The organism is Franconibacter helveticus LMG 23732 (genome assembly GCF_000463115.2).
GTDB classification, from domain to species: Bacteria; Pseudomonadota; Gammaproteobacteria; order Enterobacterales; family Enterobacteriaceae; genus Franconibacter; species Franconibacter helveticus.
Map to the genome: position 1 here is coordinate 208906 of NZ_AWFX01000009.1, position 15622 is coordinate 224527.

Annotated in this window: 14 protein-coding genes; 4 read left to right on the plus strand and 10 right to left on the minus strand. The window is 56.8% G+C overall.

The features are described from left to right. Positions 1-154 precede the first annotated feature (154 nt). The 10 genes from DW56_RS04045 to pspF all read right to left on the minus strand — a co-directional run bounded on the left by DW56_RS04045 (position 155) and on the right by pspF (position 13738). A complete protein-coding gene (locus DW56_RS04045; RefSeq protein ID WP_024551708.1) occupies positions 155-2089 on the minus strand; it encodes an exoribonuclease II in 1935 nt (644 codons plus the stop codon). Positions 2090-2188: 99 nt separating this feature from the next. After that, complete coding sequence (locus tag DW56_RS04050) at positions 2189-3343, minus strand: CMD domain-containing protein (RefSeq protein ID WP_029589732.1); 1155 nt, start codon at positions 3341-3343, stop codon at positions 2189-2191. A gap of 189 nt (positions 3344-3532) precedes the next feature. Next, the gene (gene fabI, locus DW56_RS04055; RefSeq protein ID WP_024551710.1) at positions 3533-4321 is read right to left on the minus strand and encodes an enoyl-ACP reductase FabI; all 789 of its coding nucleotides are present in this window, start codon (positions 4319-4321) and stop codon (positions 3533-3535) included. A gap of 377 nt (positions 4322-4698) precedes the next feature. Beyond that, entirely contained in the window at positions 4699-7134 is a 2436-nt protein-coding gene (locus DW56_RS04060; RefSeq protein WP_029589733.1) for a glucose/quinate/shikimate family membrane-bound PQQ-dependent dehydrogenase, read from the minus strand. Positions 7135-7397: 263 nt separating this feature from the next. Next, positions 7398-8204, minus strand: a complete 807-nt coding sequence (gene sapF / locus DW56_RS04065) for a putrescine export ABC transporter ATP-binding protein SapF (protein WP_024551712.1) — start codon at positions 8202-8204, stop codon at positions 7398-7400. 1 nt (position 8205) lies between these two features. Continuing rightward, positions 8206-9198 (minus strand): putrescine export ABC transporter ATP-binding protein SapD, encoded by a 993-nt coding sequence (gene sapD, locus DW56_RS04070; protein ID WP_024562186.1) that lies wholly within the window; start codon positions 9196-9198, stop codon positions 8206-8208. Next, positions 9198-10088, minus strand: coding sequence for a putrescine export ABC transporter permease SapC (sapC, locus tag DW56_RS04075; RefSeq protein ID WP_024554797.1), 891 nt, complete (start codon positions 10086-10088; stop codon positions 9198-9200). The genes sapD and sapC overlap by 1 nt, the downstream gene beginning before the upstream one ends. Next, entirely contained in the window at positions 10075-11040 is a 966-nt protein-coding gene (gene sapB / locus DW56_RS04080; RefSeq protein ID WP_024554796.1) for a putrescine export ABC transporter permease SapB, read from the minus strand. The genes sapC and sapB overlap by 14 nt, the downstream gene beginning before the upstream one ends. Beyond that, on the minus strand, positions 11037-12674 hold the full coding sequence (gene sapA, locus DW56_RS04085; RefSeq protein ID WP_024554795.1) for an ABC transporter substrate-binding protein SapA: 1638 nt from the start codon (positions 12672-12674) through the stop codon (positions 11037-11039). Before sapA ends, sapB begins: the two co-directional genes overlap by 4 nt. 86 nt (positions 12675-12760) lie before the next feature. After that, positions 12761-13738, minus strand: coding sequence for a phage shock protein operon transcriptional activator (gene pspF, locus DW56_RS04090; protein WP_024554794.1), 978 nt, complete (start codon positions 13736-13738; stop codon positions 12761-12763). Positions 13739-13906: 168 nt separating this feature from the next. Between pspF and pspA the strand changes: the two genes are divergently transcribed. The 4 genes from pspA to pspD all read left to right on the plus strand — a co-directional run bounded on the left by pspA (position 13907) and on the right by pspD (position 15499). After that, on the plus strand, positions 13907-14575 hold the full coding sequence (gene pspA / locus DW56_RS04095; RefSeq protein WP_024554793.1) for a phage shock protein PspA: 669 nt from the start codon (positions 13907-13909) through the stop codon (positions 14573-14575). Positions 14576-14647: 72 nt separating this feature from the next. Further along, on the plus strand, positions 14648-14869 hold the full coding sequence (gene pspB, locus DW56_RS04100; protein WP_024554792.1) for an envelope stress response membrane protein PspB: 222 nt from the start codon (positions 14648-14650) through the stop codon (positions 14867-14869). Beyond that, on the plus strand, positions 14869-15228 hold the full coding sequence (gene pspC / locus DW56_RS04105) for an envelope stress response membrane protein PspC (RefSeq protein ID WP_024554791.1): 360 nt from the start codon (positions 14869-14871) through the stop codon (positions 15226-15228). The genes pspB and pspC overlap by 1 nt, the downstream gene beginning before the upstream one ends. 28 nt (positions 15229-15256) lie before the next feature. Continuing rightward, the gene (gene pspD / locus DW56_RS04110; RefSeq protein WP_024562187.1) at positions 15257-15499 is read left to right on the plus strand and encodes a phage shock protein PspD; all 243 of its coding nucleotides are present in this window, start codon (positions 15257-15259) and stop codon (positions 15497-15499) included. Positions 15500-15622: the final 123 nt, after the last annotated feature.

Here is a 15622-nt window from a genome sequence, read left to right on the forward strand (position 1 = left end):
TTCAACGATACGCGAACAATACCTCTTATTGTGGGCATATATTGCTTTTTTTGCGTTGCGAAAAAGAGAAAAAATGATGATGGTCACGCAGTGAAAGGATAAGACAAGATTATCAGAGAAATTTCCCCGGCGTGACCGGGGAAATTAAGCGCGTTTAAGCGGCGGGGCGGGCAATGATGCTGCGGGTTTCCATACGGACTTCCGCAATCGTTACGTCGATAACGTCGGTAACTTTATAAACGGTTTCGCCTTTAATCTGCACGGTACCATTTTCCTGGCTGCATGCCAGTTCATCACGTACAGCGTGCAGGAAGGGGGCCGGAATAAACGCTACTGCGCCGTTATCAACGAGACGCACGCGCATGCCGCCGCGGCTGACGTCGATAATTTCCGCTGCGTAACGCGCATCCGTACCGGCTTTGTCATTAAGGAAACGCGCATAAAGCCAGTCGCCGACATCGCGTTCAGCCATGCGGTTCAGGCGGCGACGTTCCGCCATCTGTACCGTCACGTCTTCTTGCGGACGCTGAGCCGTTTCATTCTTGATAATGGCTTTCAGCAGGCGATGGTTCAGCATATCGCCATATTTGCGAATAGGTGAGGTCCAGGTGGCATAAGCCTCAAGCCCCAGGCCAAAGTGCGGGCCAGGCTCGGTGCTGATTTCAGCAAACGACTGGAAGCGGCGGATGCGGCTGTCCAGGAAGCCTGAAGGCTGCGCGTCCAGTTCGCGACGCAGTTTGCAGAAACCTTCCAGCGTCAGCACCTCCTGCGCATCCACATGCATGCCGTGGTTTTTCAGCAGCGCAGCCAGCTGTTCGGTGTTGGCCGGGTCGAAACCGGAATGCACGTTATAAACACCAAAGCCCAGCTTGTCGCGCAGCACGCGAGCGGCGCAGACGTTGGCGGCAATCATCGCTTCTTCAACCATGCGATTAGCAATACGACGCGGTTCGGCGACAATATCCAGCACTTCGCCTTTATCGCCAAGGATAAAGCGGTAATCGGGGCGATCTTTAAACACCAGCGCGTGATTATGGCGCCACTCGCCGCGGCGAACGCAGATCGCTTGCAGCAGACGGATTTGCTGCGCAATGGCTTCGCTTTCCGGCTGCCAGTCGCCGCTGTTTTCCAGCCAATTGGAAACGTTGTCGTAAACCAGCTTGGCTTTTGATTCGATAATCGCGGCGAAGAAATGAATATCTTCACCGATTGCACCGTCCGCGCCGATGGTCATGCGACAGGCAAGCGCCGGGCGTTGTTCATTCGCGCGCAGTGAACACAGGTCATCAGACAGCTCGCGCGGCAGCATCGGGATGTTAAAGCCCGGCAGGTAGTTGGTGAAAGCGCGAATGCGGGCGGCGCTATCCAGTTTGCTGTTTTCAGCAATCCAGGCAGTAGGGTCGGCGATAGCGACGGTTAACTGAATGCTGCCGTCGGCGGCCTCTTCAGCAAACAGGGCGTCGTCCATGTCTTCGGTGCTGGCGCTGTCGATGGTAACAAAATCCAGCGCGGTTAAATCTTCACGCGTCAGGCCTTCGTCGAGCATCTCAGTCGCCACGCCATTTGGCGCTTCGCGCTCAAGGTTATGGCGGGCGAGCGTTACCCACCACGGCGCGAAATGATCGTCGCCGAATGTAATAAACTGGGTCAGCTCAGCGTAAAAGCTGCGATCGCCTTTGAGCGGGTGACGGCGCATCTCTGCGACAGCCCAGTCGCCCTGTTTAAAGTCATGCTCCACGCCGCGGACGGCGCGACAGGGAATAGCGTCTTTAAGCAGCGGATGATCCGGAATGATGGAAAGACGATCGTCTTTTTTCTGCACCCGGCCGACAAAGCGGGTGAGGAAGGGTTCGACAAGCTCTTCTGGCTCAGCGGATTCCTTTTCCTTTTCCGTATGGATAACGGCAATGATGCGGTCGCCATGCATCACTTTTTTCATCTGCGGCGGCGGAATAAAATAACTTTTCTGCGCATCGACCTCAAGGAAGCCGAAGCCTTTATCCGTGGCTTTTACCACTCCTTCGGCGCGCGGCGTCTGGGAGTGAAGTTGCTGTTTAAGCTGCGCAAGCAGCGGGTTATCCTGAAACATAATATGAATTTTCGTGGCCAAAAGAGCGGCTGACAGTTTTACGCGAATGCGCCCCTCGCGGCAAGCGCTCTTTGGCATCAACGGTGAATGTTTAAGGTCTCAGCGTTCGTCGCCAAGCCCCATTCTGAGACGGTTGATCCAGCCGCATAATCCACTCCAGGCAAGCAGACGCAGCGCCGCCTGCGCATCGTAACCCTGTTCGCGCAGCGGGTTTAGCTGTGCGGCGCTAAAACGGTCAGGCGCGCGGGTAAGCTGCTGCACCGCCTGGATAATAGCGCGCTCTCTCGGGTGATTGTGACTCCACGCCAGTAACGCCCGCTCGCCGTTGCGCATCGCTTCCGGCAGATTGGGCTCCCCGCGCCAGCGCTGCGCGGTTTGGTGAAAACAGGCCGCGCTGCCGTTTATACGCGCGGTCAGCAGCGTCACCAGCGCGCGATCCCCTTCATCGATGCCTTCGCTTAACGCTTCGCAAAGCTCAGGCAGCAAATTCAGAACTTCCGCATCGTAAACCAGCACATGTGAAAGCTCCCGCAACGCCAGCTGAGGCTGGCAGGCGGTCAACGCCTTAAGCTGATTTTCGTTGGCATGGCTAATGGCGACAGGCGGCAGGTCGGCAGCCCAGCGCGGCTCGGGTTGGCTGAAGCGCTCCGGCGGCGCATCCTGCAACATATCCAGCCCCGGCACCCAGCGCACCGGCTGGCCCTGTAGAGCCTGAAAGAGCGCGACCACCCGCGCCTGAAACCCGATAAAGCCGATTATCTGGGTAAAGGTGACCCGGTCATACCAGGAAAGACCGGACTCATCCAGTTGCGCGCGCGCCGTGGCATCAATCACCGTCGGCGAAATGGCAAGCTGGCGGGCGAACTGCGTGATTTGCGTTAAACGGCGGTTGCTTTCGCGCGAGGAGTCTGGCCCCGGTTGTGGAGCGAGCAGGGCGGCGTAATGATTGCACAGGCGCTGTACGCCCCATACCTGTGCGACAGTCAGCGCAGTGCTCAGACGGTCGTAGCTGCTCAGGGTATGCAGCCTGTTAATCGTCACGCTTTCAGGAAAGAGTAACGGGATGAGCTTTCTCGCTTTGTTTATCCATGCCTCTTGCGCAAGCGCGGGATCAGGAGCAAGGGATAAATCAAGCAGCAGACGATCATCAACCCAGGCGGCCTCAGGCACCAGCGGGAGCACGTCAGCCGGACAGCGGCTGGACTGGGTTTCATGATACCAGTGGCTTTTGCCGGAAAAACGGCGTGGTTCCATGGTCATTCCTTGGTCAAAATTGGCGACCCGGAGCACCCTGTTACACAGCACGCCGGGACAGATCACGCTGACTTATCCTGGCGTAACCGCTGGCGGCGATAAAAGATTGTTCGGTGATAATAAATATCAGAAAGGCATAAATGAAAAGGGCAGGTTAAAAACCTGCCCTTTGCGTGAGGGAGTAGCGGATTATTTCAGTTCCAGCTCGTTCATGGCGGCGATGCTAAAGCCGCCGTCTACATGAACCACTTCGCCGGTAATGCCGCCGGAGAGGTCAGAGCACAGGAACGCGGCGCTGTTGCCCACGTCTTCAATGGTGACGGTGCGGCGAATCGGGGTCACCGCTTCGCAGTGCGCCAGCATCTTGCGGAAATCTTTGATGCCGGAAGCCGCAAGGGTGCGGATCGGGCCTGCGGAAATGGCGTTAACGCGCACGCCTTCCGGACCCATCGCGTTCGCCATGTAGCGCACGTTCGCTTCAAGGGAAGCCTTCGCCAGACCCATAACGTTGTAGTTAGGAATAGCGCGCTCGGCGCCAAGGTAAGAGAGCGTCAGCAGCGCGGAGTTCGGGTTCAGCATTTCGCGGCAGGCTTTCGCCATAGCGACAAAGCTGTAAGCGCTGATGTCATGCGCGATTTTGAAGCCTTCACGGGTTACGGCGTTGACGTAATCGCCGTCCAGCTGGTCCGCCGGGGCGAAACCGATGGAATGCACGAAACCGTCAAATTTCGGCCAGACTTTGGCAAGCTCGGTGAACAGCGCGTCGATGCTTTCATCTTCCGCAACGTCACACGGCAGCACAATGCTGGAGTCCAGTTGAGCGGCAAACTCTTCCACGCGGCCTTTCAGCTTATCGTTCTGGTAGGTGAACGCCAGTTCAGCCCCTTCGCGGTGCATAGCCTGTGCGATACCGTAGGCGATGGACAGTTTGCTGGCAACGCCAGTCACCAGAATGCGCTTACCGGTAAGAAAACCCATAGCTTTAATCCTTATAGTCATTGCTTTTTTGGCTTAACAATCAGCAGGTTAACTCAGTTAAGCCAAAAGTGTTCGAAATGAAGGCAAAATTATATCCCACTCACGCCCTGATGTGTCACGCTCTTTTTCCAGCGAATGTGGTGACTTAGGCTGAAAAGACGCCAGGTTCAGCGCGTTTTATCGCCTGTTCGCCGCAAAGCGGTTTCTCAGGGGCCGTGGAACGTTTTGTGCAGCAGGGGCAAAGCAGGCCGCCCCGTTAAAGATTCCTGCACCCGCTAAGTATACCTCAGCCGGGCAGGCATACTGATCCAACCTCAGAATGATAAAAAAAGCCCCTCGCAGTCAGGAGGGGCTTTGGCGCGCTTCAGTAGATAAAATCAGTTATCCAGCGCGTAAGCGATGACATAGTCGCCGCGATCTGGCGACTGTCGCGCGCCGCCTGCCGAAATCAGAATGTACTGTTTGCCATCTTTCGGGGAGACGTAGCTCATCGGGCCGCCCTGGCTGCCTACCGGCAGACGCGCTTTCCACACCTCTTCACCGGTGGAGCTGTCAAAGGCGCGCAGGTAGTAATCCTGGGTGCCGGCGATAAAGACCAGGCCGCCTTGCGTCGCCAGCGTGCCGCCAAGCGTTGGCATGCCGACCGGCATTGGCGCGCGCATTTTGATGCCGAACGGGCCGGTATCCTGCACGGTGCCGACCGGAACCTGCCACACCACTTTCTGGGTTTTCAGGTCGATGGCAGAGAGCGTGCCGAACGGCGGTTTCTGGCACGGAATGCCCAGCGGCGACATAAAGCGGTTTTTGTTAACCGCATAAGGGGTGCCTTTCAGCGGCACCGCGCCCATACCGGTATTAATCGCTTCGCCGCCGTTGCTGCCGCGGGAAATCGCGTCGGTATTCGCCGGGATCATCTGCACCCACAGGCCCAGACGCATATCGTTGACGAAAATGTAATGGTTATTCGGGTCAGTCGAGAGGCTGCCCCAGTTCATGCCGCCAAGCGAACCCGGGAAGCTCAGGGACTTATCGGTACCCGGCACGGTGAACAGGCCGTCATAGCGCATCTCTTTAAAGGCGATGCGGCAGGCGAGCTGGTCGAACGGCGTTGCGCCCCACATATCGGACTCTTTCAGCGTTTGCGCGCCAATCTGCGGCATGCCGACCGAGTGCGGCTGGGTTTTGGTGTACTGTTCGTTCGGGATGTTCCCTTGCTTCATCGGCAGCTCTTTGACTTCTGTCAGCGGCTGTCCGGTCAGGCGATCCAGCACAAAAATCTGGCCCGCTTTGGTGCCGAAGACGACGGCGGGCTTACTGCCGCCCTCTTTCAGCGGGAAATCCATCAGCGTAGGCTGCATCGGAATATCGAAGTCCCACAGATCGTTATGCACGGTCTGATAGACCCACTTTTCTTTACCTGTGGTAGCGTCCAGTGCAAGGATTGACGCGCCATATTTATGATCGAGCGGGGTACGGTTCCCGCCCCACAGATCCACAGTCGAGCTGCCCATCGGGATGAAAACCGTGTTCATCGCCGGGTCGTAAGACATCGGCGCCCAGGAGTTTGGCGTACTGCGGGCATAGTTCTGGCCCGGCATCAGCACGGCGTTAGGGTTATCGTTACCCGGGTCGAAGGCCCAGCGCATTTCCCCGGTTATCACGTCAAAACCGCGTAATACGCCGCCAGGCATATCGGTTTGTACGTTATCCGCAACGCGACCGCCAACAACCACGGTGGTGCCGGCAAGGGTAGGGGCGGAAGTCAGCTGATATTTCGGATTCTGCGCGTCGCCAAGGCCCGCTTTCAGGTCAACCACGCCGTGGTTGCCGAACCCTTCGCAAAACTCGCCGTTGTCGGCGTTAATCGCAATCAGACGCGCATCGATGGTGTTCATCAGCAAGCGGCGCTGACAGCTGGCGTCGGCCGCCATGCTGACGGCTTTCACCGGCGTTGAACCCGGCAGTACAGGCTGCGCTAAGGGTTTGGTTGCGTCGAAATACGCCAGCCCGCGACAGCGGTTCCACACTTCCGCCTGCGCATTAATTTCGCGTTTCCAGAGCTGTTTGCCGGTATTGGCTTCCACGGCGATAACATTGTTATGCGGCGTGCAGAGATAAAGCGTGTTGCCAATTTGCAGCGGCGTTTGCTGATCTTCAGCGCCGTTGCCGGTGGGGCTCTCAGGAATATCGCCGGTATGCATCGTCCAGGCGACTTTGAGATCTTTCACGTTATCACGGGTAATTTGATCCAGCGCGACGAAACGGCTGCCGCCCGGGGTGTTGCCGTAGTAAGCCCAGTCAGTTTGCGCTTTATCCTTTTCAACGGGCACCAGCGGCAACGGCTCGCCTTTAAAAGCGACGGTAGGGTGCGGCACAAACATTTGCCAGAAGGTCACCAGCATGCCGAGCAGGATAATTCCGCTGAAGGACCATGCCGCGGTGCGATGCGTCGGCTTGCCTTCGCGCTTGCGAAGGGCAGGCCAGGTGGCGGCAATCAGCAGCATCAGCCCGGCAGGCACCATCAGGCGCGAAACCAGCGGCCAGAAATCCCAGCCAGCATCAAACAGCGCCCAGATGATTGAACCGAAAAAAACCAGCGCGAACAGCGGGCCGGCGGAAGACTTGCGACGAAACAGCTGAACCGCCGCCAGCAGCATGACGATGCCAGCGATAAGAAAATAGGTGCTGCCGCCAAGCGACAGCAGTTTTCCGCCGCCGATGACGAAGAAAAGGCCGATGGCCAGCAACACCAGTCCCAGCAACGCAGACCAGATACCCAGCGCGCGGGACGGCCGGGTGTGATTTTCAGACATAACTCTTTCTCCAGATAACGCGCCTGCGGGTGGCCTGCGCGAAGTACAACGTGGGATGTGACGGCAAGCAGGATAATTGTCTGCTGACCAGATGCGATAATTATACCATCTGGTTCATTTATGTGAATGCCATTAGCAAAAATTGTTACGAATGAAAGTTGATATGTTAACGATATAGTAGGTTACGAACCGGCTGGGTACGCTTATCGCAGTCATAAAAAAGCCCGGCTAAAAGCCGGGCCAGATGAGAGAAAAAGGGGAAGTTAACGATCTTTACGCCAGGCGTCTGCGGTGAGCGCTTCGCCAAAGTGGCTGGCTATCAATCTTTTCGTCAGGTCGTGCAGGGGAGAAGCCAGCACGTCGGCGGTGCTGCCGCGCTCCACCACTTCGCCCTGATGCATCACCATGACCTGGTCGCTGATGTGCTTCATCATGCCGATATGCTGCGTAACATAGATGTACGCGATGCCCTGTTTCTCCTGTAACTCAAGCATCAGGTTGATCAGCTGTGAGCGCATAGACATATCAAGAGAGGCGAGCGCTTCGTCCGCGACTATCACTTTCGGGCGCAGGATAAGCGCGCGGGCCAGTCCCAGACGCTGTTTCTGCCCTGGCGCCAGCATGTGCGGGTAATAGCTGGCATGATCTTCCAGCAGCCCGACCATACGCAGCGTTTCAATAATGCGTTTTTTACGCGCCTGCGGTTCGAGGTCGGTATTCAGACGCAGCGGAAAATCGAGAATTTGTGAAATTCGCTGGCGCGGGTTTAGCGAAGTGGACGGATCCTGAAAAATCATCCTGATACGCTGGCTGCGAAAAGCGTAATCGCCAAATCGCAGCGGATGATCGTCAATCATCATATCCCCCGTCGTAGGCTCAATCATGCCCGCCAGCATTTTCGCAAGCGTCGATTTGCCTGAGCCGTTTTCGCCGATAATCGCCAGCGTTTGTCTTTCGCGCAGCGTAAAGCTCAGCGGCTTCACCGCCTCTATGGTCTGGCGATGAAACCAGCCGGTACGGTAGCGAAAGGTCTTGCTCAGATTACGGATCTGCAAAAGGGTCTCGACCATTTCACTCTTTCTCCATGTTCAGCGGGAAATGGCAGGCGAAGTAATGGCCGCGCGGGCCGTCCAGGCGCGGCGTTTCGATGCACTTGCGCTGGGCATAGGGGCAGCGCGGCCCCAGGCGGCAGCCAATAGGCAAATGTTCCAGCAGGGGAATGGCGCCAGGCAGCGTATTAAGGCGGCTTTTATGCGGCATCGGGCTGCCGAAGTCGGGAATGGCGCGGATAAGCGCCTGGGTATAAGGATGATGAGGCATCGAGATAAGATCTTCGCTCGGCGCGGTTTCCACCGTCTGCCCGCAGTAAAGCACGTTAATGCGGTCTGCCCACTGGCTCAGCATTTGCAGGTCATGGCTGATAAGCAAAATAGTGGTGTTATTGTTCTGGTTAAGCCGGGTGAGCAGGCGAAAAATCTGCGCCTGAGTGGTAGGCTCCATGGCGTTAGTCGGCTCGTCGGCAATCAGCAGGCGCGGCTGGTTGGCAAGCGCTATTGCTATCATCACCTTCTGGCATTCGCCTTCGGTCAGCTCATAGGGAAAGCTGCGCATCGCATCTTTATGATCTTTAATGCCCACGCGGTGCAGCAACTCAATGGCGCGCCGCTTGCGCCAGCCGAAACGCTGCCACCAGCGCCCTTTATACGTCCAGGCGGGAATATTTTGCATAAGCTGGCGGCCTACGCGCTCAGACGGGTCGAGACAGGACTGCGGCTCCTGAAAAATCATCGACACATTATGGCCAACCAGACGGCGTCTCTCGCGCGGGGAGAGGCGCAGCAGGTCAATGTCGGCGAAGCGCATACGGTCGGCGGTTACGCGCCATGAGTCTTTCGTGACGCCGCAAATCGCTTTGGCAATCAGGCTTTTGCCGGATCCCGATTCGCCTACCAGGCCGCGGATCTCCCCTTCGGCCAGGCTCAGGCTGACACGGTCTACCGCCTTAACCCAGCCTTCCGGGGTTTTCAGTTCAATCGTCAGGTTACGAATATCAAGTAAGGGCATTATTCCACCCCCGCATTAATGGCGCGGCGGACGCCTTCGCCAAGCAGGTTAATCAGCAAGACGCTAATCATGATGGCCGCTCCTGGCAGCATAACGGTCCAGGGCGCCACATAGATAAGCTCCAGCGCGTCGCCGAGCATGGCTCCCCATTCAGGCGAAGGCAGTTGCGCGCCGAGATCTAAAAAGCCCAGCGCGGCGATATCCAGAATCGCCATCGAGAAGGCGCGGGTAATTTCAGCGACCAGCAAAGAGGCGGTATTGGGGAGCACGGCGAACCAGAGAATATTAAAGGTCGTGGCGCCATCCAGGCGGGCCGCCACAACATACTCTTTTTCCAGCTCGTCATGCACCATCGCATAAACCGAACGCACCATGCGCGGCAACAACGCCAGCCAGACGGCGAACATAGCGTGCGTAAGATGCGGCCCGGCGAACGCCACGACAATTATCGCCAGCAGCAGCGAGGGGATAGAAAGCAGCGTATCAAGAATATGATTCATCACGGCCGAGCGCAGGCCATGCGTCGCCCCTGCAAGCACACCCAGCCCCAGCCCGCACAGGGTGGCGGCGAGCGTAACGACAAACGCGCCGCCCACGGTTGGCGTGGCGCCGTTAAGCAAACGGCTCAGCACGTCGCGGCCTAAATCGTCGGTGCCGAGAAAAAATGAAACTTCGCCATAGCGCGACCAGGAGGGCGGCAGCAGTTGATAACCCAGAAATTGCTGATCAATGCCATACGGGGCGAACAGCGAGCCAAACAGGCAGAGCAGCACAAGCGCGCCGCAGCCATAAAGACCGACCATGGCCGACGTATCGCTGTAAAATTTGCGCCAGACGGTCCGCAGAGCGCCAGGCGGACGCTTTTCGCTATAAACGTTATCGTAAGGCATACCAGTCCTTGTGTTTCAGCGGGTTAGCGAGGGCGCCGAGGAGATCGGAAAGCATATTAATCAAAATAACCAGCGAGCCTATTACCATTACGCCTGCGGAAATGGCGGCATAATCTTGCTGGCGAATGGCGTTAATTAACCAGCGTCCCAGTCCGGGCCAGCTAAAAACCATTTCAGTGATCATCGCCAGCGTCAGCATGGTGGAAAATTGCAGCCCCAGCCGGGGGATCACCGGCGGCAAGGCGTTGTGCAGCACGTGGCGGCGTAAAATAGTGAGGCGGGAAAGCCCGCGCGTGGCGGCAGCCTTCACATAATTTTGCTCAAATACCTCCATGGTGCTGATGCGCATCAGGCGCACCACTTCCGTCGTTGGCGCAACCGCAAGGGTCACGACAGGCAACACCATGTGGCGCAGGGCGCTGACAATCATTTCATGGCGCCAGGGGGAATCGGAGAGCCAGGCGTCGATAAGCGCAAAACCGGTGACGTTCTTCACTTCATAAAGCAGGTCGAAGCGGCCAGCCACCGGCAACCAGCCAAGCGTCAGCGAAAAGAAGAGCGTAAACAGCAGCGCCAGCCAGAATACCGGCACGGAAAAGCCCAGCAGCGCCAGCGCGCTGATAAATTTATCCTGCCATTTGCCGCGCATAATGCCTGCGACCATGCCAACCGGTATTCCCACCAGCAGGGCCAGGCCGAACGCTAACAGGCAAAGCTCCATCGTTGCCGGGAAAACTTCGCGAAGCTGGGTGGTGATGAGCTGGCCGTTAATGCTCGATACGCCAAAATCCCAGTGCAGCACGCTTTGCAGCCAGAACAGCCAGGCATTCCAGAACGACGCGCCCTGCAACGGCGCGTGCGGCGTAAAATAGCTCAGGCAAAACCCCACCTGGGTGAGGAAAAAAAGCGTCACCAGCAGCAGCGCCAGACGCCGCAAGGTGTAAATAATCATGGTTTTTTTACCTCCGCGTTGTCGCGGGAGACGCCGGCAAAAGAGGCGTTGCCAAAGGGACTCAGCACAAGGCCTTTCATATCATAACGATAAGCCTGCAAGCGAAGCGAAGAAGCCAGAGGCAACACCGGTAGCTGGTCGGCCAGCCTGTGCTGCGCGGCGGTATAGGCTTCAATCCTCGAAGCCAGCTGCTGCGAGGCGAGCGCTTTTTGCAACAGGTTATCGAAAGGCCGGTCGCACCAGTGGGCGTAATTGGTCTGGGAGTGAATGGCGGCGCAACTCAGCAACGGGCGAAAAATGCTGTCCGGGTCGTTGCTGTCGGTGCTCCAGCCGGCAAGCGTGAGATCGTGGCTCATGTCCATTAGCCGCGCCTCCTGAAAACGTCCCTCCACCGGCACGATTTTGACCTCCACGCCCACCTGCGCCATATCTGCCTGTATCAGCTCGGCGGTTTTAAGCGGGCTGGGGTTCCAGGCCTGGGAGCTGGTAGGCACCCACAGTTGCAGCGTCAGGTTATTAATGCCCAGCTCACGCAGTTTTTCACGCGCCCGGCGCGGGCTGTACTCGGTAATTTTTGACTCATTATCATAAGCCCAGGAGGCGCGCGGCAAAATGGATGACGCGGTTTCCGCCGTACCGTAATAAATGGACTGCATCAGCCGTTGGTTGTTGATAGCAAGCGCCAGAGCGTGCCGCACTTCAGGGTTATCTAAAGGCGGCTTATTGGTGTTGAACGCCAGATAGGCGATGTTCATGCCGGGGCGCAGATTAAGACGCAGACGCGGGTCGTCCCGGAGGATCGTAAGCTGGCTGGCGGCGGGCCATGCCAGAACATCGCATTCGCCGGTCAGCAGCTTCGATAAGCGTCCCGTGCCGCCGGAGCCCAGGTCCACCACAACCTGCGGCATTAGCGGCTGGCCGCGCCAGTACTGGTCATGGCGGATCAGCCGGATATATTGCCCGGCCCGGTATTCGCTGAGTTTAAACGGACCGGTGCCGACCGGTTCCCGGTCAAACTGCTCTTCTCTGTCGAGCACGGTAAGCTTATCGGCATATTCAGCCGACATCACCGAAGCGTAATGCGTGGCGAGATGCCAGAGAAAAGAGGCGTCCGGCTTCGCCAGCCTGAACTCCACCGTACGGCTATCGAGCTTACGTACGCTTTGCACGCTTTCAGCAAATTGCAGGCTGTCGAAATAGGGATAACTGCTGCCGTTCACGGCGTGCCAGGGGTGATTGCGGTCAAAAATACGCTGGAAGCTGAAAACCACATCGTCCGCATTCAGCGTGCGCGTGGGCTTAAACCAGGCCGTGGTCTGAAAATTCACGCCGCTACGCAGATGAAAACGGTAAGTAGCGCCGTTATCCAGCACTTCCCAGCTATCTGCAAGCTCCGGCACCAGCCGGTAGGTATAAGGGTCGACATCCAGCAGTCGATCATAGAGCTGGGCGGCAAGGGTATCGACGATAAGCCCGCTTCCTGCTTTCTGGGGCGTAAAAGTATTAACCTGGCCGTTGACGCAATAAACAAATCCGCTTTGACGAATATCCGCTGGCGGTTGAGCAGGCGCAGCGAATGCCTGGCCGCTTAGCATGCCAAGCGTTAAAAACAGAGGGGATAAAATTCCACGCATAATTTTTAAGTTCTGAAGTCTCTCGTCAAAGTGTATCGCACCTGATACTGCTTCGTAAAAAAAGTCTGCCTCAGCGGGTGTCGTGCTCAACCGGTCTGATGCTTTTTCATTAATGCCCGAAGCTGATGATAAGTCAGGCCCAGCAGCTCGGCGGCCCGCTTCTGGTTATATTTCGCCTGCGCAAGGCTTGTTTCCAGCAGCCTTTTTTCCTGGTCGTGCTGCCACTGACGAAGATCGAGGGGCAACACTGGCGCGGCAGGCGTTGCCTCGGGTTCAGGGTCAGGCAAGCGGGTGCGATTGAACGGGTCGAGAATGATATTGTCTACCGGCTCTTCGCTGTTGCCGTGGCGATATACCGAGCGCTCCACCACGTTTTTTAGCTCGCGGATATTGCCAGGCCAGCCGTAGCCAAGCAGCGTCTCGCGCGCCGGGTCGCTAAAACCGGGAAAGAGCGGCAACCCCAGTTCACGGCACATTTGAATGGCGAACTGATCGGCAAGCAGCATGATGTCGCTGCGCCGCTCGCGCAGGGGAGGGAGGTGCACCACGTCAAAGGCGAGCCTGTCCAGGAGATCGGCGCGAAATTTATCTTCCTCGACCAGCGCCGGGAGGTTGGCGTTAGTGGCGCAAACCAGCCTGACGTTTACCTGCAACGGCTGGCTGCCGCCCACGCGTTCCAGCTCGCCGTACTCAATCACGCGCAGCAGTTTTTCCTGCACCAGCATGGGCGCGGTAGCCAGTTCGTCAAGAAAAAGCGTGCCGCCATCGGCGCGCTCAAAACGGCCCGGATGACGCTTTTGCGCGCCGGTAAACGCGCCAGCCTCGTGGCCAAACAGCTCTGAATCAAGCAGATTTTCATTCAGCGCCGCGCAGTTAAGGGAGATAAGCGGCCCCTGCCAGCGGCGTGAGAGATAGTGCAGGCGATTCGCAATCAGCTCTTTACCTGTGCCGCGCTCGCCAATAATCAGCACGGGCTTATCCAGCGGCGCAAGCCGGGAGACCTGTTCAAGCACTTCAAGAAAGCTGTTGGCCTCGCCAATAAGATTATCTTTGTATTCAGGCATGATGAATTTCACCATTTGTTGGTGGATATCACCACTGTAGCCTGGTTTGCCGCAGCGGTAAAATTCTCGTAAACAAGGAAAATCAGGTGGTTGCAAAACTGGCACGCTAATTGAATTAAGCAACCAAGCAGGGCGACAGCCGCCTGAATAATGAAAGAGGATTATGTTATGGGTATTTTTTCTCGTTTTGCCGACATCGTGAACGCCAACATCAACTCGCTGCTGGAGAAAGCGGAAGATCCGCAAAAGCTGGTGCGCCTGATGATTCAGGAGATGGAAGACACGCTGGTTGAAGTTCGTTCAACATCCGCCCGCGCGCTGGCGGAAAAGAAACAGCTTGCCCGTCGTATTGAGCAGGCGACCGCCCAACAGAACGAATGGCAGGAAAAAGCCGAACTGGCTCTGCGTAAAGATAAAGAAGATTTAGCTCGCGCTGCGCTTATTGAGAAACAAAAGCTCACTGACCTCATCACTGTGCTGGAAGACGAAGTGACCCAGGTTGATGAAACGCTGGAGCGCATGAAGAAAGAAATTGGCGAGCTGGAAAGCAAACTGAGCGAAACTCGCGCCCGTCAGCAGGCTCTGACGCTGCGCCATCAGGCGGCTTCTTCTTCCCGCGACGTTCGCCGTCAGCTCGATACTGGCAAGATTGATGAAGCAATGGCCCGTTTCGAGTCATTTGAACGCCGTATCGACCAGATGGAAGCGGAAGCGGAAAGCCACCGCTTTGGTAAACAAAAATCTCTCGACCAGCAATTCTCCGACCTGAAAGCGGATGACGAAATTAGCGAGCAGCTGGCGGCGCTTAAAGCACGCGTCCAGCGTGACGAGCAGTAAACAACTAGCAGTAAAAAACTAAAAGGGCTGCGGCAGTGAGCTGCCGCAGCGACTCACCTGTAAGGAGTACACATGAGCGCTCTTTTTCTTGCCATTCCGCTAACCATTTTTGTGCTGTTCGTGGCTCCCGTCTGGCTGTGGTTGCATTACAGTAACCGTTCTTCCGGCGAGCTGAACGTAAATGAACGCCAGCGGCTGGCGCAGTTAACGGAAGAGTCCCGACGGATGCGCGAGCGTATTCAGTCGCTGGAGCAAATTCTGGACGCAGAGCACCCCAACTGGAGAAACAGCTAATGACGAGTGCATTTAACGGCCGCAAGCTGTGGCGTATTCCGCAACAAGGCATGCTTAAAGGGGTGTGCGCAGGCCTTGCGCATTATCTTAACGTGCCGGTGAAGCTGGTTCGGCTGATTGTGGTGCTGTCGCTCTTTTTCGGGCTGGCGTTCTTTACCGTTGTTGGTTACATCATTCTCACTTTCGCGCTCGATCCTATGCCTGCGGAAGCGATGGATAACGAAACGCCGGCCACCAACAGCGAGCTGCTGGATGCCGTCGACGCTGAACTGGCCGCGGGCGAAAAGCGGTTACGTGAAATGGAACGTTACGTCACCTCAGACGCCTTTAACCTGCGCAGCAGGTTCCGTCAGCTATAGTAATAGAAAAGCATTACGAGGAGGGCTGATGAACGAGACATCCCGCTGGCAAAGGCTGACGCGCACGGCGAAGCCTGGGCTGAAACTTGCCACTAAACTGGTGGCGTTAACGGCGCTGCGATACGGGCCGGCAGGCATTGCCGGCTGGGCAGTAAAATCCGTTGCCCGCCGCCCGGCGAAAATGCTGCTGGCGTTTGCGCTGGAGCCGTTGTTACGGCGCGCGGCCAATAAAATTTCTTCGCGATACGTTGAAAAACCCCGCCGCAAATAGCGGCGGTTTTTCTTTTCGTCAATTTATTCCTGCCTGTTATTCATCATTAAGGTGATGCTGCCAACTTACTGATTTAGTGTATGATGGTGTTTTTGAGGTGCTCCGGTGGCTTCTGTTTCTATC